This is a genomic window from Ruegeria sp. BF8 (genome assembly GCF_056538625.1).
Genome location: NZ_JBQFTL010000003.1, coordinates 532,812 through 550,571 on the forward strand (window position 1 = coordinate 532,812; position 17,760 = coordinate 550,571).

20 protein-coding genes, 1 other RNA gene and 1 riboswitch are annotated in these 17,760 nt (G+C 61.6%); of the genes, 10 read left to right on the forward strand and 11 right to left on the reverse strand.

Annotated elements, in window-relative coordinates; translation table 11 throughout:
• The first annotated feature begins 74 nt into the window (after positions 1-74).
• Together ACR0LD_RS13235 and ACR0LD_RS13240 are read left to right on the forward strand one after the other, a co-directional pair.
• A complete protein-coding gene (locus tag ACR0LD_RS13235) occupies positions 75-383 on the forward strand; it encodes an ArsR/SmtB family transcription factor (protein ID WP_480637367.1) in 309 nt (102 codons plus the stop codon).
• Positions 376-1,404: a permease gene (locus ACR0LD_RS13240; protein WP_480637368.1), complete on the forward strand. Its 1,029-nt coding sequence runs from the start codon at positions 376-378 to the stop codon at positions 1,402-1,404. The genes ACR0LD_RS13235 and ACR0LD_RS13240 overlap by 8 nt, the downstream gene beginning before the upstream one ends.
• A gap of 41 nt (positions 1,405-1,445) precedes the next feature.
• Here ACR0LD_RS13240 and ACR0LD_RS13245 read toward each other — a convergent pair whose 3' ends face one another.
• A complete protein-coding gene (locus ACR0LD_RS13245) occupies positions 1,446-1,835 on the reverse strand; it encodes a hypothetical protein (RefSeq protein ID WP_170341377.1) in 390 nt (129 codons plus the stop codon).
• A gap of 50 nt (positions 1,836-1,885) precedes the next feature.
• Positions 1,886-2,647 carry a DUF1013 domain-containing protein gene (locus ACR0LD_RS13250; protein ID WP_170342353.1) on the reverse strand — a complete coding sequence of 254 codons (762 nt, stop codon included), beginning with the start codon at positions 2,645-2,647 and terminating at the stop codon, positions 1,886-1,888.
• Between the two features lie 130 nt (positions 2,648-2,777).
• On the opposite strand from ACR0LD_RS13250, the gene ACR0LD_RS13255 reads away from it, so the two are divergent.
• The gene (locus ACR0LD_RS13255; protein ID WP_170342355.1) at positions 2,778-3,419 is read left to right on the forward strand and encodes a ribonuclease T2 family protein; all 642 of its coding nucleotides are present in this window, start codon (positions 2,778-2,780) and stop codon (positions 3,417-3,419) included.
• Here ACR0LD_RS13255 and ACR0LD_RS13260 read toward each other — a convergent pair.
• Positions 3,416-3,904 carry a hypothetical protein gene (locus ACR0LD_RS13260; protein WP_480637371.1) on the reverse strand — a complete coding sequence of 163 codons (489 nt, stop codon included), beginning with the start codon at positions 3,902-3,904 and terminating at the stop codon, positions 3,416-3,418. The genes ACR0LD_RS13255 and ACR0LD_RS13260 overlap by 4 nt on opposite strands.
• Before the next feature lie 196 nt (positions 3,905-4,100).
• Here ACR0LD_RS13260 and ACR0LD_RS13265 point away from each other — a divergent pair, with 196 nt between their 5' ends.
• Positions 4,101-4,598 (forward strand): lactoylglutathione lyase family protein, encoded by a 498-nt coding sequence (locus tag ACR0LD_RS13265; protein WP_093964418.1) that lies wholly within the window; start codon positions 4,101-4,103, stop codon positions 4,596-4,598.
• A gap of 71 nt (positions 4,599-4,669) precedes the next feature.
• Here ACR0LD_RS13265 and recR read toward each other — a convergent pair whose 3' ends face one another.
• The 3 genes from recR to ACR0LD_RS13280 all read right to left on the reverse strand — a co-directional run bounded on the left by recR (position 4,670) and on the right by ACR0LD_RS13280 (position 7,495).
• Positions 4,670-5,263: a recombination mediator RecR gene (recR, locus tag ACR0LD_RS13270; RefSeq protein ID WP_170341385.1), complete on the reverse strand. Its 594-nt coding sequence runs from the start codon at positions 5,261-5,263 to the stop codon at positions 4,670-4,672.
• 46 nt (positions 5,264-5,309) lie between these two features.
• A complete protein-coding gene (locus tag ACR0LD_RS13275; protein ID WP_005980576.1) occupies positions 5,310-5,654 on the reverse strand; it encodes a YbaB/EbfC family nucleoid-associated protein in 345 nt (114 codons plus the stop codon).
• Positions 5,655-5,740: 86 nt separating this feature from the next.
• The gene (locus ACR0LD_RS13280) at positions 5,741-7,495 is read right to left on the reverse strand and encodes a DNA polymerase III subunit gamma/tau (RefSeq protein ID WP_480637374.1); all 1,755 of its coding nucleotides are present in this window, start codon (positions 7,493-7,495) and stop codon (positions 5,741-5,743) included.
• A gap of 155 nt (positions 7,496-7,650) precedes the next feature.
• Between ACR0LD_RS13280 and ACR0LD_RS13285 the strand changes: the two genes are divergently transcribed.
• Positions 7,651-8,154 (forward strand): protein-tyrosine phosphatase family protein, encoded by a 504-nt coding sequence (locus ACR0LD_RS13285; RefSeq protein WP_093964312.1) that lies wholly within the window; start codon positions 7,651-7,653, stop codon positions 8,152-8,154.
• A gap of 3 nt (positions 8,155-8,157) precedes the next feature.
• Here the strand turns inward: ACR0LD_RS13285 and ACR0LD_RS13290 are convergent, their stop codons facing one another.
• Positions 8,158-8,565, reverse strand: a complete 408-nt coding sequence (locus ACR0LD_RS13290) for a hypothetical protein (protein WP_480637376.1) — start codon at positions 8,563-8,565, stop codon at positions 8,158-8,160.
• A gap of 86 nt (positions 8,566-8,651) precedes the next feature.
• Positions 8,652-8,869: riboswitch (cobalamin riboswitch) on the reverse strand.
• Positions 8,870-8,897: 28 nt separating this feature from the next.
• The gene (locus ACR0LD_RS13295) at positions 8,898-9,431 is read right to left on the reverse strand and encodes a TetR/AcrR family transcriptional regulator (RefSeq protein ID WP_480637378.1); all 534 of its coding nucleotides are present in this window, start codon (positions 9,429-9,431) and stop codon (positions 8,898-8,900) included.
• Positions 9,432-9,554: 123 nt separating this feature from the next.
• Between ACR0LD_RS13295 and ACR0LD_RS13300 the strand changes: the two genes are divergently transcribed.
• Positions 9,555-10,412, forward strand: coding sequence for an alpha/beta hydrolase family protein (locus ACR0LD_RS13300; RefSeq protein WP_480637380.1), 858 nt, complete (start codon positions 9,555-9,557; stop codon positions 10,410-10,412).
• A gap of 81 nt (positions 10,413-10,493) precedes the next feature.
• Here ACR0LD_RS13300 and ffs read toward each other — a convergent pair.
• Positions 10,494-10,592: signal recognition particle sRNA small type (ffs, locus tag ACR0LD_RS13305), an RNA gene on the reverse strand.
• 39 nt (positions 10,593-10,631) lie between these two features.
• Positions 10,632-12,500 carry a 5'-nucleotidase C-terminal domain-containing protein gene (locus ACR0LD_RS13310; protein ID WP_480637382.1) on the reverse strand — a complete coding sequence of 623 codons (1,869 nt, stop codon included), beginning with the start codon at positions 12,498-12,500 and terminating at the stop codon, positions 10,632-10,634.
• Between the two features lie 173 nt (positions 12,501-12,673).
• On the opposite strand from ACR0LD_RS13310, the gene nudC reads away from it, so the two are divergent.
• On the forward strand, positions 12,674-13,657 hold the full coding sequence (nudC, locus tag ACR0LD_RS13315; RefSeq protein WP_480637384.1) for an NAD(+) diphosphatase: 984 nt from the start codon (positions 12,674-12,676) through the stop codon (positions 13,655-13,657).
• A gap of 38 nt (positions 13,658-13,695) precedes the next feature.
• Positions 13,696-14,163: an SRPBCC family protein gene (locus ACR0LD_RS13320; RefSeq protein ID WP_170360904.1), complete on the forward strand. Its 468-nt coding sequence runs from the start codon at positions 13,696-13,698 to the stop codon at positions 14,161-14,163.
• A 56-nt stretch (positions 14,164-14,219) separates the two neighbouring features.
• On the opposite strand, the gene ACR0LD_RS13325 is transcribed toward ACR0LD_RS13320, so the two are convergent.
• Complete coding sequence (locus tag ACR0LD_RS13325) at positions 14,220-15,053, reverse strand: prephenate dehydratase (RefSeq protein WP_170360906.1); 834 nt, start codon at positions 15,051-15,053, stop codon at positions 14,220-14,222.
• Between the two features lie 119 nt (positions 15,054-15,172).
• On the opposite strand from ACR0LD_RS13325, the gene ACR0LD_RS13330 reads away from it, so the two are divergent.
• The gene (locus ACR0LD_RS13330; RefSeq protein ID WP_170341467.1) at positions 15,173-15,676 is read left to right on the forward strand and encodes a c-type cytochrome; all 504 of its coding nucleotides are present in this window, start codon (positions 15,173-15,175) and stop codon (positions 15,674-15,676) included.
• Positions 15,677-15,848: 172 nt separating this feature from the next.
• The gene (locus ACR0LD_RS13335) at positions 15,849-17,759 is read left to right on the forward strand and encodes an extracellular solute-binding protein (RefSeq protein WP_170342449.1); all 1,911 of its coding nucleotides are present in this window, start codon (positions 15,849-15,851) and stop codon (positions 17,757-17,759) included.
• Position 17,760 lies beyond the last annotated feature (1 nt).

The following is a 17,760-nucleotide window of genomic DNA, read 5'->3' on the forward strand; positions in this document are numbered from 1 at the left end:
TTTTATCCATACGGTTGACACGGGCTTTGCTTATCACTAAAAAACTAGAAATCTAGTTTAATGGAGATAGCCAAATGTGGGAAAAAGCTGCTGCAGGGTTTTCCGCGATGGGATCCGAGGCGCGATTGCAGGTGCTCAAGACCCTTGTGCGGGCCGGACAGGCCGGTCTGACGGTCGGAGAAATCCAAAGTCGGACGGGGATGGCACCGTCCACCCTGGCGCATCACCTGCGATTCTTGGCGGCAGGCGGCGTGGTCGAGCAGGAGAAATCCGGTCGGACCACAATCAACCGAGCATGTTTCGATGAATTGAGATCACTGGCGCAGTTCATCCTCAGCGAATGCTGCGCGGATGAATCCAGAAAGGCCGCAAACGATGGCTGAATTGACCCAATCCCCGAAGGCCGTTGGTCAAACCATGTCCGGTCTGCTGAAGACACCCTGGGCCCTGATCGTAGCGATCCTTGTGCTTGTGGCCATTCTGGACCCAGGCAATTGGGTGAACGTCACGACTTTTGCAGCCAAGGCTCTGGTGCACACCGGTCAGTACATCCTGTTTGCAGTGCTGTTGCTGTCCTACCTCAAGGCCAGCGGGGCCGAGACTATGGTTGCCCGGGCCTTCGAGGGCCGCGAAACCCGGATGATCCTGCTGGCCGCTTTGTTTGGCGGGTTGGCTCCGTTCTGCTCTTGCGAGGTGATCCCGTTCATCGCAGGCCTGCTTGCATTGGGTGCGCCGTTGTCGGCGGTCATGGCCTTCTGGCTGAGCTCGCCGTTGATTGACCCGCCCACGCTGTTGATCACGGCGGGCGCTTTGGGCTGGCCGTTTGCGATCGGCAAAGCGGTTGCCGCCGTGGCACTGGGATTGTTCGGCGGGTTCGCGGTGCGTTTTCTCATGCGTAAGGGTGCCTTTGCCCAACCTCTGCGCCACTATGAACCGGCCGGATGCTGTGGCTGCGGTCCGAAGAAAGACACGCTGCTTTGGCGCTTTTGGGAAGAGCCCGAACGCCGCGTCCGGTTCCGTAGGGAATTCGTGCAGAACGGCCTGTTCCTGCTGAAGTGGCTCGCTCTGGCCTATGTGCTCGAGGCGCTGCTGGTCAGCTATGTTCCGGCTGATCTGATCGCGCGGCTGGTTGGTGGCGACGGTGCGGTGCCGATCGTGATCGCCGCCTTTGTCGGGATGCCGGCCTACCTGAACTCGTACGTCGCGCCGCCGCTTCTGGCCGGCCTGATGGAGCAGGGGATGAGCGCGGGCGCGGCGATGTCCTTCATGATCGCCGGGGCCGTCAGTTCCATTCCGGCCATGGCGGCTGTCTGGTCTCTGGTCAAACCCCGTGTGTTCGCAGCCTATATCGGGCTTGGGATCAGCGGAGCTATTGCAGCCGGGATCCTGTTCCAGCTTTTGTAAGAAGAAAACCGCCCGGAGTATTCTCCGGGCGGTTCTGCATATCAGCTTGCGCCGCAGTTGCTTGGCAATTTGAACCGATACCGCGGTTCGCCGCTGTCCACGAAAACCCGTTTTTCCACACAGGCCGTGGTTCCGACACTGCGCGCGATCGGCGCCTCGGTCGCGGTGATTGAAGTTGCCGATCCGTCCGGCAATCGAACCGACGCGATGACCCCGTTCTTGAGATCACCATTGATTGGCGTAGCCGACAGTACAGGAACGGTCATATACGCTTCGTGTTCGTGTTTCCCATCGCCGCTGAACAGCAGCAGACCGGCAGCTACGGCGATAACGGCCACGCCGCCCAGAATGGCCAGTCCCTTGGTTTTTGCGAAAGCGTAAATCGAAACCGCCCGGTGCGGCCCGAAGATAGACGATAGAATGTTCAGCATGGTCCAGTTCCAAAAAGGCCCCGGTCCATCGGACCGGGGCCAGCACAGTGTCAGTTGCGCAGATCGTCCTCGTCGTCTTCTTCGGCACCGCCCTTGGGCAGGTTGAAGAAGCTGTCGGCATCCACCACTGCTTCGTCTTCTTTTTCCTCGTCGCCGTCATCGGAGAGCGAGAAGGTTTCCAGCCCCTCGATCGCCGTGGGGATCTTGGGAGCGGCATCCATTTCCAGCGACTGTTCGGTCGAGACCAGCTTGCGGCGCTCGTCATCGCTCATGACGCCACCTTCGGCGGCCTTCTTGGCGGCGGCTTTCTGGACGGCGGCATCCAGTTCGGACTGTTTGCACAGGCCCAGCGCGACCGGGTCGATCGGCTGCATGTTGGCGATGTTCCAGTGGGTGCGCTCGCGGATCGACTGGATCGTGGGCTTGGTGGTGCCAACCAGTTTGGCGATCTGGCCATCGCTCAGCTCCGGGTGGAACTTGACCAGCCACAGGATCGAGTTCGGGCGGTCCTGGCGCTTGGACAGCGGCGTGTAGCGCGGACCGCGGCGCTTTTCCTCGCCGGCGGCGGCCGGGTTGAACTTGAGCTTCAGCTTGTGCAGCGGATCTTTCTCGGCCTTGTCGATCTCTTCCTGGGTCAGCTGGTTGTTGGCGATCGGGTCGAACCCTTTGACGCCTGCCGCCACATCGCCATCAGCGATGCCTTGCACTTCCAACTCGTGCATGCCCACGAAATCCGCGATCTGCTTGAAGCTGATCGTGGTATTGTCCACCAGCCAAACGGCGGTTGCCTTGGCCATCAGGGGTTTTGCCATCAGCCCGTCTCCTTTGAATACATCTGTCCCGTCGCCGGAATTCGGCGGCCCCGTGGTCTTGGGGCAGGTTTCCGTTGTCGGGGAACTTGGCCCGTATATAGTCGTGCAGATGCAAGAAGGGAAGAGGCGAATGCGCTGGGCGTTATTGGGGCTGCTGGTGTGGATTTTCGGCGCGATGGCCGCGCTGGCCGATGGCGAGAAGTCAGGCGAGTTCGACTATTACGTCCTGTCGCTGAGCTGGTCGCCCAACTGGTGCGCCCGCGAAGGCGACGCGCGCGGATCCGACCAATGCGATGCGCGCCACGATCACGGCTGGATCCTGCACGGGTTGTGGCCGCAATACCACCAGGGCTGGCCCTCCTATTGCCCGACAGCCAAGGCGCCGCCGTCCCGTGCGATGACCCGACAGATGGAAGATATTCAAGGCAGTTCGGGTCTGGCCTGGCACCAGTGGAAGAAACACGGCACCTGTTCGGGCCTGTCCGCAGCGGACTACTACGCGTTGTCCCGGCAAGCCTATGACCGCATCACCCGACCGCCGGTGTTTCGCAAGTTGGACAAAGCCGTGAAACTGCCGGCGCGCGTGGTCGAGGATGCCTTCCTCGACGCCAATCCGGGGCTCGAGCCGGACATGATCACCGTCACTTGCAAGCACGGTTACATCGAAGAAGTGCGCGTCTGTCTGTCACGTGATCTGGACCCGGTGCCCTGTGGGCGGGACGTGATCCGGGACTGCACCGCTTCGGATGCGTTGTTCGATCCGATTCGCTAGAGCTTCTTGTTCTGGCAGTCCCGCGCATAGTCCAATGCCTTGGCGGTGCCCTTCAGATCGATCGCCAAAACCCGCTCGCCTGCGGGGTTGTAGATCGTCATCGTCTTGTTCTGGGCGATGGCGGCAACAAAGTCGCGGTCGGTGAAGAACACGGTCGCACCAGGCACTCGATCCTGCTTGAACCCGATGGCTGTGGCGTCAAAGCTCTTGCCGTCCAGCTCGAACCGGATCGGATAGGATTTGCCGGGCTCGATGTTGCCCCACCCCTTGTGGAAAACGGTGAAATAGCCCCGATTGTCCAACGCATCGTAGCCCAGGCGCACCACGGACAGGTCCTGATACACCGTCTGGATCAGACAGCCGTTGCCCAGATTGGGGTCCATCATGATGTTCCAGCCTTCGACGAACCCCTTGTCGACCAGTTGCTGTGACCACGCGGAAGTGGCGGTGAAGGCGGCGAAGGTCAGGGCGAGAAGGCGTTTCATGGCGGGTTCCGATATCAAATGGGTCAGGCTAGGGCATAGTACACGGTGCGGGGTCGACGGAAAGATCATTCTAGGCCTCGGCAGCAGTGCATGATGATCTATGTGCATGGAACAACACGGCTTTGCCTTGTGGGGCGGGCGCTTGAAACAAGGACGTTGCAAAATACGTCTTGCCCAATAGACCAAGGAGCAAGCCATGCCTCAACATCCAAGAACATTCTCTCACATCGGGTTGTCCGTCCCGAACGTGGACGAAGCCGTGAAATTCTATTCCGAGGTTTTGGGATTTTACGTGATCATGCCGCCAACCGACGTGGTCGAGGATGACACGGACATCGGCGTGATGTGCACGGACGTGTTTGGCCCGAATTGGAAAAAACTGCGTATCGCGCATCTGGCGACCGCCGATCGTATCGGGATCGAGCTTTTTGAGTTTGATGGAAACTACGCGCCGGAAAACAACATCGACTTTCGCAGGAACGGGACGTTCCATTTCTGCGTCCAGGATCCTGATGTCGAAGGCTTGGTGGAAAAAATCGTGGCGGCCGGCGGGAAACAACGCATGCCTATCCGATACTACTACCCCGGCGAGAAACCCTACCGCATGGTCTATGTCGAGGATCCGTTCGGGATAGTCTTCGAGATCTACAGCCATTCCTATGAATTGACCTACTCGTCGGGTGCCTACACCTGACCGATGGGTAAAGTGGTACCTTGCAATCGGGGAGGGGCGAGAGCGTGCTGCTTGCAGGCAGCACGCGGCGGCTACAGTTCTTTCCGCGCCCGCAGCGCTGCGGTGATGGTCCCGTCATCCAGATAGTCCAACTCGCCCCCGATCGGCACGCCCTGCGCCAGCGAGGTCAGGCGGACCTGTCCTTCCAACTGATCTGCGATGTAATGGGCCGTGGTCTGCCCGTCGACGGTCGCGTTCAGGGCCAGGATTACTTCCGTGATGTTTTCGGCGGTGACGCGGTCGCGCAGGCGGGGGATGCGCAGGTCTTCCGGGCCGACGCCGTCCAGCGCCGAGAGCGTTCCGCCCAGCACATGGTAGCGGCCTTTGAACACGCCCGCGCGTTCCATCGCCCACAGGTCGGCCACGTCTTCGACCACGCACAGCTCACCGGTGGCGCGGTCTTCGGAATTGCAGATGTCGCAGATGTCGGTGGTGCCCACGTTGCCGCAGTTCAGGCATTCGCGTGCGGTGGCGGCGACCTGCTGCATGGCGTCCGACAACGGCGTCAGCAGCAGGGCGCGTTTGCGGATCAGGTGCAGCACCGCCCGCCGGGCCGAGCGCGGTCCCAGCCCCGGCAGCTTGGCCATCAGATCGATCAGGGCGTCGATGTCACTGTTCGAACTCATGGCCTGTCCTGCGTGGCTTTGGCGGCGGGGGTTTGAGGGGCGAAGATCAGAACGGCAGCTTGATGTCCGCCGGCAGGCCCATGCTTTCGGTCAGCTTGGCCATTTCTTCCTGCGACCGCTCGGCGGCTTTGGTCTGCGCGTCCTTGATTGCGGCCAGGATCAGGTCCTCGACCACTTCCTTGTCGTCGCTGTTGAAGATCGAGGGGTCGATGTCCAGACCTTTCAGTTCGCCCTTGGCCGAGGCCGTGGCCTTGACCAGGCCCGCGCCGGATTCGCCGACGACCATGATGGTGTTCAGCTCTTCCTGCATCTGCGCCATCTTGGTCTGCAGTTCCTGCGCGGATTTCATCATCTTGGCCATGTCGCCCAGACCGCCGAGTCCTTTGAGCATCTGTGTGTCTCCTGTCATTCGATTTGCGGCCTAAATACGGGCCGTCTGCGTCCTTCACAAGGGCAGCGCGCCTTCTGCGCGGATGATCAGTCTTCCTCGAACGGGTCCCATTCGTCTTCGACCTCGGGCAGGGCTTCGGTTTCGACCTTGGCCGCGCGGTCCTCGGGTGTTTCAATCCGGGTGATGCGGGCCTTGGGGAACTGTGTCAGAACCGCCTGAACCAAAGGGTGTTCTTCGGCCTTGGCCTTCAGCGCCAGCTCGGCCGCGTCGCGCAGTTCGGCGATGGTGGGCGCGTCCCCGTCCGAGACGATCGAGACCGCCCAGCGATTGCCGGTCCAGCGCTGCAGCGCGGACCCGAGCCGCGCGGCCAGGTCGGTTGGGGCCTTTTCGGTGGGCGTGAACTCGATCCGGCCCGGCTGGTACGAGACGAGGCGGACGCCGTTCTCGACCTCGACCAGCAGCTTCACGTCACGGTTGGAGCGGATCAGCTCGACCACATGCTCAAACGTTGGATAACGCGCCAGCGCGGTCTGCACGTCTTGGGCCAACGCCGCCGTGGGCGCGCCGCCCACACCGCGCGGGGTGGGCGCATGGGCCGAGGCCGTCGCGGTCACGGGCGGGGCGGTGTTGCCGGCAACCGGAACGCCGCCCCCCGGCCCGCCGACGGGCGGCGGAGGGCTGTCCTGAAGGCGTTTGATCAACTCTTCCGGGCTGGGCAGATCGGCCACATGGGTCAGGCGGATCACCGCCATTTCCGCGGCCATCATGGCGTTGGGGGCGGCCGAGACTTCCTCTAGTGCCTTCAGCAGCATCTGCCACATCCGGGTCAGCGCCCGCATCGGCAGCGCCTCGGCCATCTGCTGGCCGCGGGTGCGTTCATCGGACGAGACGGTGGGATCTTCGGCTGCGTCGGGGGTGATCTTCACCACCGAGACCCAATGCGTGATTTCGGCCAGATCGCGCAACACCGCCAGCGGGTCGGCGCCCTCGGCATATTGCGCGCCCAGTTCGGTCAGGGCCCCGGCCGCATCGCCGCGCACGATCATGTCCATCAGGTCCAGCACGCGGCCCCGGTCGGCCAGTCCCAGCATCGCGCGCACCTGGTCGGCGGTGGTTTCGCCGGCACCATGGCTGATTGCCTGATCCAGCAGCGAGGTCGCATCCCGGGCCGAGCCTTCGGCGGCGCGGGTGATCAGTGCCAGCGCGTCATCCGAGATTTCCGCGCCCTCGGCGGTGGCGATCTTGCGCAGCAGGCCGATCATCACTTCGGGCTCGATCCGGCGCAGGTCGAACCGTTGGCAGCGCGACAGCACGGTGACCGGAACCTTGCGGATCTCGGTCGTGGCGAAGATGAATTTCACATGCTCGGGCGGTTCCTCCAGCGTTTTCAACAGCGCGTTGAAGGCGCTGGTCGACAGCATGTGGACTTCGTCGATGATGTAGATCTTGTACCGCGCGCTGGCGGCGCGATAGCGCACGCTGTCGATGATCTCTCGGATGTCGTTCACGCCGGTGCGGCTGGCGGCGTCCATTTCCAGCACGTCCACATGGCGACCTTCCATGATGGCCACGCAATGCTCGCACTGGCCGCAGGGTTCGGTCGTTGGGCCGCCATTGCCGTCGGGTCCGATGCAGTTCATGCCCTTGGCGATGATCCGGGCCGTGGTCGTCTTGCCGGTGCCGCGGATGCCGGTCATGATGAAGGCCTGCGCGATCCGGTCCGCCTCGAACGCGTTTTTCAGCGTGCGCACCATGGCATCCTGACCGACCAGGTCGGCAAAGGTTTCCGGGCGGTATTTTCGGGCGAGAACCTGATAGGCGGGGCTGGACTGTGTGGTCATGTCTGCTCTGACGGATTCGTACTGACGATGCAGGGTAGAGTTCCAGGTGCCCCGCGTCCACAGCACCGGTGCAGGTTTTTCGCTTTGGCGAGCGCGCGGTGTGAGGCATACTGCGCGGATCAAGTTCAATCAGCCAGTTTCGGGGGGAACGTCTGATGACAAATCTTGTGGTTCATGCATTGCAGGTGGGCGGCGGTACGCTGGCCCTGACCTCGGTTCCCGGCGGTGGCGGCGACTATGAGGGAGACCTGGACCTGATTTCAGCCTGGGCGCCGGGGCTGGTGATTTCGATGACAACCCTTGCCGAACTGGTTTCTGTGGGTGCGGGCGAATTGGGCTGTGACATTCATCGGCGCGCTTGTCGGTGGGCGCATCTTCCGGTCGCCGACTTCTCGGCGCCGTCGACCGAGATATCCGGCCGATGGCCCGAAGTCAGCGCCGCCGCCCGCCATGCGCTGTCGGGCGGCGGGCGGGTACTGGTCCACTGCCGGGGCGGTTGTGGGCGGTCTGGCATGGTTGTTCTGCGCTTGATGATCGAGAGCGGCGAGCAGCCGGAACAGGCCCTGAAACGCCTGCGGGCCGTACGCCCCTGCGCGGTTGAGACTGATGCTCAGATGGACTGGGCCGTCGCCCCAGCGCGCGAGGCACTGGCGACCTGACATTCAGGCGGTTGCGCGGAACTCGCGCTCGGCCCTGACCACGGGCATGATCGCCGTGGCCTGCAGCATCGCACAGGGTCGATCACTGATGACCTGCGCAGGCAGGGCGTCGCTCTGGTCGTCAAACAGCATGTCGGCGTAGGTATCAAGGCAGTCGGACGGGATGTCGGCGGCCGCTCCGCAATACACGCGGATCCGTTCGGGACGTGCATCGAACCGCGCCGTGCAGCCATGTTCGCAATGGGCCAGTTCGCTACTGCCTTCCACTTGGAAGTCGGGGGATGTAGCGGCCTGCGCCGTCGCCATTGCCTGCGCGATGGCCCGTGCCATGCGCGCCAATGCCGGGCAGGTCTTTCCGGTGCGCTGGCAGATGGTTGCCGCGAATTCATGGGTATCGGTCTTCCAAATCATGTTGCGCCCTCCGCGCGCTGGGCGAGGTGGATTTGGACAGACGCCGGTTTCAAGGCCAGACCCTGCCCGGACACCCCGTCCGAGTTTCGGTTTCACGTTTGATGGCAGGTCTCCTGACTTGCGGGTCTTTGCTTTGCCGACCTTCCCAACCTTGCGGTCAGTGGTATTTAGGCATCGCTCTCCGCCTACAGTTGCGGGGGCAGTCGCGGCCTTGGTCCGCTCCGGAGTTCCGGGTTGGACCGCACCGTGTTCCCTTTTCATCCCGGACCGAAACGGCACGGGAACCATCCACTCATCGCTAGCGGTGTATCCGGGATCGAGTCAAGACGGTTTCAGCCCGGTTGCCGGAGTGAGTTCCAAGGGAACAGATCAGGCAGTCTGCGCAGCACATTCGAATCCCTGCGGGCACGGGCCAATTGCCAGCCGCCTTGCATCACGATGAACAGGGTGTCCGCAGCATTTTCAGGGTCGGAAACTCCGAACCGCGCGGCGTGGTTTCGAACTTCGATGATCCAGCTTTCATACAGACGGTCGGCATGTTCCCGAAACGCGCGGTTGTCGGGGCTTTCGAACAGGGTGGCGGCGATCGGGCAGGTCTCCCATTGGGCCGAGGTGTCGAACAGCTTCGCGATCTTGTGGCACAGGGTGGTGACCCCGTCGCGAAAATCCGCGGCGTCGTCGAATGCCGCAGCGATCATGCTCAACATCCCGTCCGAGGCCCAACTGGCCGCCGCCAGGGCCAGATCCGGCTTGCCCTTTGGAAAATGGTGATAAAGCGAACCCTTGGGGGCTTGCGCTTCGGCCAGCAATTCCGCCAGACCGACACCGTTATAGCCCGAGCGCTGGAACAGTCGGGCGGCAGTCACGATCAGGCGATCTTTGGTGTTTGGTGGACGTTGGGTCATGCAGGCCAAATATTGACAGGCCTAGACCAATTGGTCCAGACACAAAGTATTAGACCGATCGGTCCAGAGTGTTTGGAGGCAAAGATGTTGGATTCGCAGCACGCGGTTGACGTGGAAGACTTTAAGTTTCCGTCGGGCCAGACCCAGCTGGCGGCGCGGCTTTACACTCCGGCGGTCGAGCCGCAAACCGTTGTTGTGCTGAACGGCGCAACGGGAGTGCCACGTGACTACTATCAGCACTTTGCTCGCTGGCTGGCCGCCGAGCGCGGTATGGCTTGCCTGACATATGATTACCGGGATTTCGAGCATTCGCTGACCGAGCGGCTGAAAGACTCGAAGGCCACGATGGCGGACTGGGCGCTGATCGACATGCCCGCAGCGCGTGCCGAGATGCGCCGTCGATACCCGCAGGCAAAACTGTGGGTGATCGGGCATTCGGTCGGTGGAATGCTGGGTCCGCTGCAACCGGAAATCGAACAGATCGACCGGATGATCTGTGTGTGCGCAGGTTTGGTGACGGTGGCCGATCACCCGTGGCCCTACAAGGGCTTGGCGACTTTGTTCTGGTATGGCCACGTGCCACCTCTGGTGCGTCTTCTGGGGTACCTGCCGGGGAAACTTCTGGGATTCGGAGCCGATTTGCCGGCGGGCGTCTATTGGCAATGGCGCAAGTGGTGTACATCGCCCACCAGCTATCTGCCCGAATTGGGAGACACGCTTCCCCAAGCGGATTGGAGTCGGGCGAACGCCACGGCGGATATCATTGCGTTCGAGGATGACCAGACTGTGCCACCGCCCGCCGTCTGGCGGCTGGCTGAACTCTATGGTCCGACCGCCCGTCGGCATTTGTTGCAGCCGAAGGATTTCGGACTGTCCGAAATCGGTCATATCGGCGCCTTCGCCCGGCGCAGCAGTGCCGTTTGGCCGCGATTGATCGCCTGACCCGCCCGCAAGCGCGGTTTTCAGGAACAACGACGAAATGCAGAGGTTGGATTGACCGGGCCGAATACGCGGCGCGGCGTCAAGTGAGAGGTTGGACATCGACCCAAGCGGGGCTCGTTGTGGCTGCTTCCTTCCGGACCTGACCAGGTTGGCGAGGCGCTTGCCCGCGCCAACCTCTCGACCGCCGATATAGGCATCACGCACCCGCTTGGCAACCCGTCACAAAGACAGGCGTACCCTAAGAAACCCGCGCGCGTCCTGCCCGTCGGTGGTGGCTGCAAAGTGGTCGAGCTCGTGCAGGTAGTTTGCAGCGCGTGGCCCGGTCTTCAGAATCACGGACCGGCCCGCCTGCGGAACAAAGGAAAAGCTTTGGGCGGTGTTTTCCACCGGATCCGGACCCAATCGTCCCGCCAGGTAGTCGCGCAAGATTCCCTGGAGGCTCAGCGGCGGCACCGGGATCAGGCGGGCCGGGTCTGGGACGGGAAAGTTGCCGCCGCCATTGGCTCGGTAGCTGTTTGATGCAACGACGAATTGTTCATCCGGATCGACGGGGCGGCCCTGAAAGGCAAGATCGCGCAGGCGGGAATGGGACGTGTCGATCAACTGGCCGCCTAAATCATATCGCGCGGGCTGGGTCAGATCGAACCTGTAGGTCACCCCATGCAGCACGTCGAAATTGTGCCCGGTGCCCTCGGGGTCGATCAGAACCTGCTCGTCGCTGTTGCCAAGTTGGGAAAACTGGGCAGCCGACATCTCCAGCCACTCGGCGATCTGGCGGCCATCCAGCAGCATGGCGGCCAGTTGGTTTGGAAACACATGCAAGTCCGAGACATGCCTTACGGTGACATCGCCAGCCGGGACTTCGGTGTAATGCCGTGGTCCGGCCCGGCCTCCGAATTTCGAAGGTGCGGCTGCGGACAGAACAGGGAGGGTTTCAAAGGTCGTTCCGGCCAGAACCGGTCGCAGGGCTGCCGCCTGTGCTGCGGCGACCAAGTTCAGCCCCTGATCCACCCCGCAAAAGGTGAAATAGCTGTGCAGGGTACGATTGATCCGGCCCACCGACTGGGCAGCGGCTTTGCGGGTCGCCTTATGGGCGGCGGCAAAAAGTTCGACCATCTCAGGGTCTTCAGGAACGACCCGAGCGCCGGTTTCAGCCCCGCCCGGGCAGATCGCGCGCAGATGCGCGCTGTGACCAGCAATTCTCACTTCTCCCGTGGCGTTCACGGCAAGCGTCAGGTCGATCACCCCCAAATGCGACCCCGCTGATCCGGGCATGACCAAGGGTCTGGCCAGCTGCGGGTTACCATCGCTTGGGTCGGGCAGTGTCAGGTGCGTGTGTCCGGCCACGATTGCATCAATACCGTCCAGAGCAGAAAGCTGTGCGACCACATTTTCCGACATCGGCGCGGCGTCGGGCTCGCCTAGGCCGGAATGTGCAAGAGCCACAATCAGGTCGCAGCCCTGACGACGCAAATTCTCGGCCATCCGGCGCGCCGTGGAGACGGCATCCTCGGCTACGACCTGGCTTTGCAATTGTAGTGCTTCCCACTTCACCGTCTGCGGCGGCAGGATCGAGAAAACGCCAATTCGGACAGCAATGCTTTGGCCGTTGATGTGGACATGACGGGTCAGGATGGCCTGTTTCTGCCAGGGCGCGACCCCGGTCAGACACTGCAGGTTGCTGCACAAAACCGGGCAAGGTGCCCGAGAAACGATTCGGCCCAGAGTTGGCAGACCAAAGCCGAAGTCGTGGTTCCCCAGCGCAATTGTGTCGTAGCCCAGGCGCCCAAAGGCGGACATCAAGGGGTGGGTAGCGTCGGTCTGTTCGGCCGCCCAGTCACCCAGAAGTGTCCCCTGAAGGGAATCGCCGTTGTCGAACAGCAGGACAGTTGCATTCGCCTCTTCCGCCTCTTGACGTGCAGAGCGGATCAAACTGACGGTTCGGGTGAAGCCCACACTTGGTTCCGGCCGGTCCGCATAATAGTCGAAACTGGTCAGATTCATGTGCAGATCGGTCGTCGCAAGAATCCGGATGTGCGCGGTTTTTAGGTGGGGATGTACCTGAAGCAGGGAGGATTTCAGAGCCAATTTTCTTCTTTTAGGTGCTGTTGTGCATACGTTTTCACTGAAAGGTAGAATACAGGTAATCGTCAGGGCTTCCATGCGTCCTTTGCGACAACGATGCTTTTTGCGAGTGTGAATTCCCATTGCACCAGTGCCCAAGTCGTGGCAGCCCTTGTGCAAATTCCAAAGGGACAGGCATGAAACGGGCGGAAAGCGTGACATTTGGCGGCTCTGGACTGGACCGGGCGGCGCAGATCCGTACCGATGCCAGAGCCTTGGAGGCAGCACGGTCCGATACTACGGCGCGGTGCATCCTTATGTGGCGGGGCAAACCGTTGGTCATGGGCGAAGCGCTGGACCAGTTGGCCTTGGTTCCGATAGACCACGATCTGGTTGAGAACGGACCCGGCGGGGCGATTGACCAACCGATCTTGCTGGGGCGCAGTGATGCGGGTGCGCCGCTGTTTGCAATGGACATTTCGAATTGGTCTGCCGACGGGTTGGACCTGTCGGGCGTTGGAGCGTTCGTGGACCGAACCGAACAGCAGCATCCGGGGCTGCCCGTCGGCCACGTGTTCGCCGAGCTTCGTCGGATCATGACCCGGCTGTCGGCCCGGGACGCCGAATTGGCAGCCACCGCCAAAGCCGTGATCGGCTGGCACGAGACGCACAGGTTTTGCGCGCGCTGCGGCAACCCGACCAACATTTCGCAGGCGGGGTGGCAACGACTGTGCCCGGCCTGTGGCGGCCAGCACTTTCCACGGACCGATCCGGTGGTGATCATGTTGGTCACGCAGGGCGATTCCGTCCTGATGGGCAGATCTCCGGGGTGGCCCGACGGCATGTATTCCCTGTTGGCCGGTTTCGTCGAGCCGGGCGAGACCCTTGAAGCCGCCGTGCGGCGTGAGGTCATGGAGGAGGCCGGCGTTCCGGTCGGACACGTCAGCTATCTGGCAAGTCAACCCTGGCCATTTCCGTCGTCGCTGATGTTCGGGTGTGCAGCGCAGGCGCTGTCCCGCGAGATCACGATCGACCCGGTCGAGATCGAGGACGCGATGTGGGTCACCAAGTCCGAGATGATGCAGGCTTTTGCAGGCGAGCACCCCAAGCTTCTGCCGGCGCGAAAGGGGGCAATCGCGCATTTTCTTTTGCGTAACTGGCTTGCAGATACGCTGGACTGACGAAACACTGACACCCTGACTGAGCAGAAAAGGCCGACATGCAGGTTTCAGCACGCGAAGATATCCAGGCGCCGATCGATGCGGTGTTCGACATGGTCGCGGACTTCGAACGGTTCGAGCGCATGGCGATGCGCCGCGGTGTCGAGGTTCGACGCACTGTCGAAATGCCGGGCCACTGGGTCGGGTCGTGCTGGGAAGCCGATATCATGATCCGTGGCAAGCCACGCCACGTCGCGATCGAGGTGGCCGAGTTCGATCGCCCCACAGCCATGCGGTTTCGATCGACCAGCAAGGGGATGAACGGCCTGACCACGATTGATCTTCTGTCGCTGTCGCAAAAGCAGACGCGGCTGAGCATCGAGATGTCACTGGCGGCCAAGACCTTGCCTGCGCGTCTGCTTCTGCAGTCGTTGAAGCTGGGCAAGGCCAGATTCCGGCGCCAGTTCCAGATGCGACTGAGCGATTTTGCGCGCGAAATGGAAGAACGCTATCTGCACGGGGCTTGAGAGCCGGCGTTTGACTGGCGGTGAGCAGTCCCAAGCTGCCTGCGCGTGGGAGCAGACTAACCGCGTGGTCGAGCAGCGGGGTACACGCCCAGCACTTCCACATTCGTGGTGAAATGCTGCAGTTCATCCATCGCGAGCTGCACGTTGCGGTCTTCCGGGTGGCCGACGATGTCGGCGTAGAACTGAGTCGCCGTGAACGAGCCATCAACCATGTAGCTTTCCAGCTTGGTCATGTTGATGCCGTTGGTGGCAAAACCGCCCATGGCCTTGTACAGCGCCGCCGGAATGTTCCGGACCTGGAACACGAAGCTGGTGATCATCCCGTGCTCGCCACGGCGGCTGCGGTCGTCCTCGCGGGACATCACCAGAAAGCGGGTCGTGTTGTCGTCGCTGTCTTCGATGTGGCGCGCCAGCAGTTCAAGGCCATAGATTTCGCCAGCCAGTTCGCTGGCCAGGGCCGCCGAATGTTTCTCACCCGCTTCCGAGACCTCGCGCGCCGCGCGGGCGTTGTCAGGGCTGACGCGCCCGCGGATGCCGTGGGCCTTTAGGAAGTTTGCGCATTGCGGCAACAGCACCAGATGCGAATGGGCTTCGGTGATATCTTCGAGTTTTGCGCCCGGCACGCCCAGCAAGTTGATGTGAACTCGCACAAAGGCCTCGTCCACGATGTGCAGCCCGCTGTGCGGGAGCAGGCGGTGGATATCGGCCACTCGTCCATAGGTGCTGTTCTCGACCGGCAGCATGGCCAGATCGGCCTCGCCCGAGCGCACCGATTCGATCACGTCCTCGAATGTTCGGCAGGGTAGCGCCTCCATATCCGGACGCGCATTGCGACAGGCTTCGTGACTGTAGGCGCCGGGTTCCCCCTGAAAGGCGATGCGTTTGGTCATTTGGTCGATTCCGTGCAACAAGTTCCAGAATTGGGCGTTTCGTCGCGGTGTCTATACCTTGCCTCTTGCAAGGGGAAGCCTTAGACACCCCGAAGACAGCTGAAATGGACTCGCGATCAATGTTCGACACGATGACAGTTACCAAGGCCGCAGCCGGCCTGTTCGGTGCCTTCCTTGTACTCCTCCTGGCAAAATGGGGGGGCGATGTTCTCTACCATGTCGGCGGGCACGGCGAAGCCGCCTATGTTATTGAAACCGAAAGCTCGGGCGAAAGCGCTGACGGCGAAGAAGTGGTCTTTGCCGATCTGCTGGCCGCAGCTGACCCGGAAAAGGGCGCGAAGGTTTTCCGCAAGTGTTCGGCTTGCCACAAGCTGGAAGAAGGCGCCAATGGCACCGGTCCCTACCTGTATGGCGTCGTGGACCGCCCTGTGGCGGCGGCTGCGGGCTTCGGCTACTCGGCGGCGATGCAGTCGCATGGCGGCAACTGGACCCCGGAAGAGCTGGATGCGTTCATTGCAAACCCCAAAGGCTATATCCAAGGCACTTCGATGAGCTTTGCCGGTCTCAAAAAGGCTCAGGAACGCGCAGACCTGATCGCGTACCTGCAGACGATTGGCGGCTGATCTGCCCACCCAGACACCGAAAAGCGAAAGCCGCTGCCATGTGCAGCGGCTTTTTTTGTCTGAGCAAAACTTCACAAAGCGCTCACGCATTCTAAACTTGCAAGTGTCAGTGCTGGGCTTTTAGCTTGCCCACAAGGACATGGACAGAAGACAACATCGAAGGATGACCCGTATGATTTCCCATCTGCCTGGCGCGCGCGAACAAGGTTTTCGTCATTGGGTCGCGGCATTGGGCATTTCGGCGGCGTTGGTTCTGGGGCAGGCGGGGCCAGTCCGGGCCGACGAGGACCAGATCATTCGCAGCCATGGCTACTCGTACTTCGGCAATCTCGACTACCCCGCCGACTACACGCACTTGAACTATGCCAACCCGGATGCACCCAAGGGCGGCGAGCTGTCATTGGCCGCATCGGGCACGTTTGATTCCCTGAATCCATATTCACGCAAAGGTCGCCCCGGAGCGTTGACGACACTGCAATACGATCGGCTGATGGACAGCACCGATGACAGTGTCGGCCAGTACTACGGCGTATTGGCTGAGAGCCTGGAGTATGACGCCGACCGCAACTGGGTCATTTTCCACCTGCGCCCCGAAGCGACGTTCTGGGATGGCACGCCCGTCACCGCCGAGGATGTGGTCTACAGCCACCGCCTGTTCATCGAACAGGGCCTGCCGTCATATGCACAGGCCGTCGGGCGGATGGTGACCGGCGCCGAGGCGCTGGATACGCACACGGTCAAGTTCACGTTCAATCCCGAATTGACGGCCCGCAGCCGGATCGAAACCGTCGGCGCGACGCCCGTATTCTCGAAAGCGTGGTTCGAGGCAGACCCGTCCCGCCGTCTCGACGAGCCGCGCCTGGAAGTCGCCGTTGGATCTGGGCCTTACAAATTGGACAGCTACGATATCAACCGGCGCATCGTCTACAAACGCCGGGACGACTACTGGGGCAAGGACTTGCCGTTCAACAAGGGCCGGCACAACTACGATACCATCCGAGTCGAGTATTTCGCGGACCAGACAGCCGCCTTTGAAGGCTTCAAGGCAGGCGAATACACGCTGCGGATCGAAAGCGACCCCAAACTGTGGGCGACCGGCTATGACTTCCCCAAGTTGAAAGAGGGCTACGTCGTCAAGGACGCGATTGCGAATGGCAGCCCACCGACCCCGTCGGGCTTTGTGTTCAACCTCGCGCGTCCGCAATTCGCGGACAAGAATGTTCGAAAGGCACTGGCGCTGGCATTCAACTTTGAATGGGCCAATGAATCTCTGCTGTTCGGCCTGAACTCACCCCGCGATTCGTTCATCGAAGGCACACCGCTTGAAGCGATGGATACACCGCAGGGGGCTGAGCTGTCATTTCTGCAAGCTTTGGGCGACGTGGTTCCACCCGAGATGTTGACCGAACCGGTGACGACCGTTCACGAATCCAACCCGGCGCGCCTGAACGATCGGCGCAACCTGCGCAAAGCCTCGAAACTGTTGGACGAAGCCGGATGGCCCGTGGGCGACGGCAACTTGCGCCGCAATGCTCAGGGTCAGACCCTGCGGGTGAACATCCCCTATCCGTCCAACCTGCCGACATCGACGGCCACGATGATCGAAACCTTTGTCCAGAACCTTCAGGCGCTGGGCGTGGATGCTTCAGCCGAAAAGGTCGATCCGGCGCAGTACACCCTGCGCAGCCGCGAGCGTGACTATGACATGGTTTATTCGACACGCTATGGCGCGTTCCTGTCGACTGGCGGCGGCCTCAGTCAGATGTATGGCTCGAAAGAGGCCGAGTTCAGCCTGTTCAACCCGGCAGGCCTTGCAAGCCCGTTGGTGGACGCCATCATCGAGGCGTCTTTTGCGACCAACAATCAAACCGATCAGGATGCAGCGCTTATGGCCTTGGATCGCGCCTTGCGCTATGAGTTCTTCATCATACCGGATGGGTATATCGCGGAATACTGGACAGCCTACTACAACATGTACGAATACCCCGATCAGTTGCCGCCCTATGCGCTGGGATACCTTGATCTGTGGTGGATCAATCCCGAGAAGGAAGCGGCCCTGAAAGCAGAAGGCGCGCTGCGTTAAC

Bases quoted from the DNA above. Each gene is read 5' to 3' on its own strand.
- ACR0LD_RS13240 (WP_480637368.1), top strand. From the start codon at position 376: ATGGCTGAATTGACCCAATCCCCGAAGGCCGTTGGTCAAACCATGTCC.
- recR (WP_170341385.1), bottom strand. From the start codon at position 5,263: ATGAGTTCGAACAGTGACATCGACGCCCTGATCGATCTGATGGCCAAG.
- ACR0LD_RS13250 (WP_170342353.1), bottom strand. From the start codon at position 2,647: ATGGCAAAACCCCTGATGGCCAAGGCAACCGCCGTTTGGCTGGTGGAC.
- ACR0LD_RS13260 (WP_480637371.1), bottom strand. From the start codon at position 3,904: ATGAAACGCCTTCTCGCCCTGACCTTCGCCGCCTTCACCGCCACTTCC.
- ACR0LD_RS13300 (WP_480637380.1), top strand. From the start codon at position 9,555: ATGTTGGATTCGCAGCACGCGGTTGACGTGGAAGACTTTAAGTTTCCG.
- ACR0LD_RS13255 (WP_170342355.1), top strand. From the start codon at position 2,778: ATGCGCTGGGCGTTATTGGGGCTGCTGGTGTGGATTTTCGGCGCGATG.
- ACR0LD_RS13245 (WP_170341377.1), bottom strand. From the start codon at position 1,835: ATGCTGAACATTCTATCGTCTATCTTCGGGCCGCACCGGGCGGTTTCG.
- ACR0LD_RS13285 (WP_093964312.1), top strand. From the start codon at position 7,651: ATGACAAATCTTGTGGTTCATGCATTGCAGGTGGGCGGCGGTACGCTG.
- ACR0LD_RS13275 (WP_005980576.1), bottom strand. From the start codon at position 5,654: ATGCTCAAAGGACTCGGCGGTCTGGGCGACATGGCCAAGATGATGAAA.
- ACR0LD_RS13265 (WP_093964418.1), top strand. From the start codon at position 4,101: ATGCCTCAACATCCAAGAACATTCTCTCACATCGGGTTGTCCGTCCCG.
- ACR0LD_RS13290 (WP_480637376.1), bottom strand. From the start codon at position 8,565: ATGATTTGGAAGACCGATACCCATGAATTCGCGGCAACCATCTGCCAG.
- ACR0LD_RS13325 (WP_170360906.1), bottom strand. From the start codon at position 15,053: ATGACCAAACGCATCGCCTTTCAGGGGGAACCCGGCGCCTACAGTCAC.
- ACR0LD_RS13280 (WP_480637374.1), bottom strand. From the start codon at position 7,495: ATGACCACACAGTCCAGCCCCGCCTATCAGGTTCTCGCCCGAAAATAC.
- ACR0LD_RS13235 (WP_480637367.1), top strand. From the start codon at position 75: ATGTGGGAAAAAGCTGCTGCAGGGTTTTCCGCGATGGGATCCGAGGCG.
- ACR0LD_RS13330 (WP_170341467.1), top strand. From the start codon at position 15,173: ATGTTCGACACGATGACAGTTACCAAGGCCGCAGCCGGCCTGTTCGGT.
- ACR0LD_RS13320 (WP_170360904.1), top strand. From the start codon at position 13,696: ATGCAGGTTTCAGCACGCGAAGATATCCAGGCGCCGATCGATGCGGTG.
- nudC (WP_480637384.1), top strand. From the start codon at position 12,674: ATGAAACGGGCGGAAAGCGTGACATTTGGCGGCTCTGGACTGGACCGG.
- ACR0LD_RS13335 (WP_170342449.1), top strand. From the start codon at position 15,849: ATGATTTCCCATCTGCCTGGCGCGCGCGAACAAGGTTTTCGTCATTGG.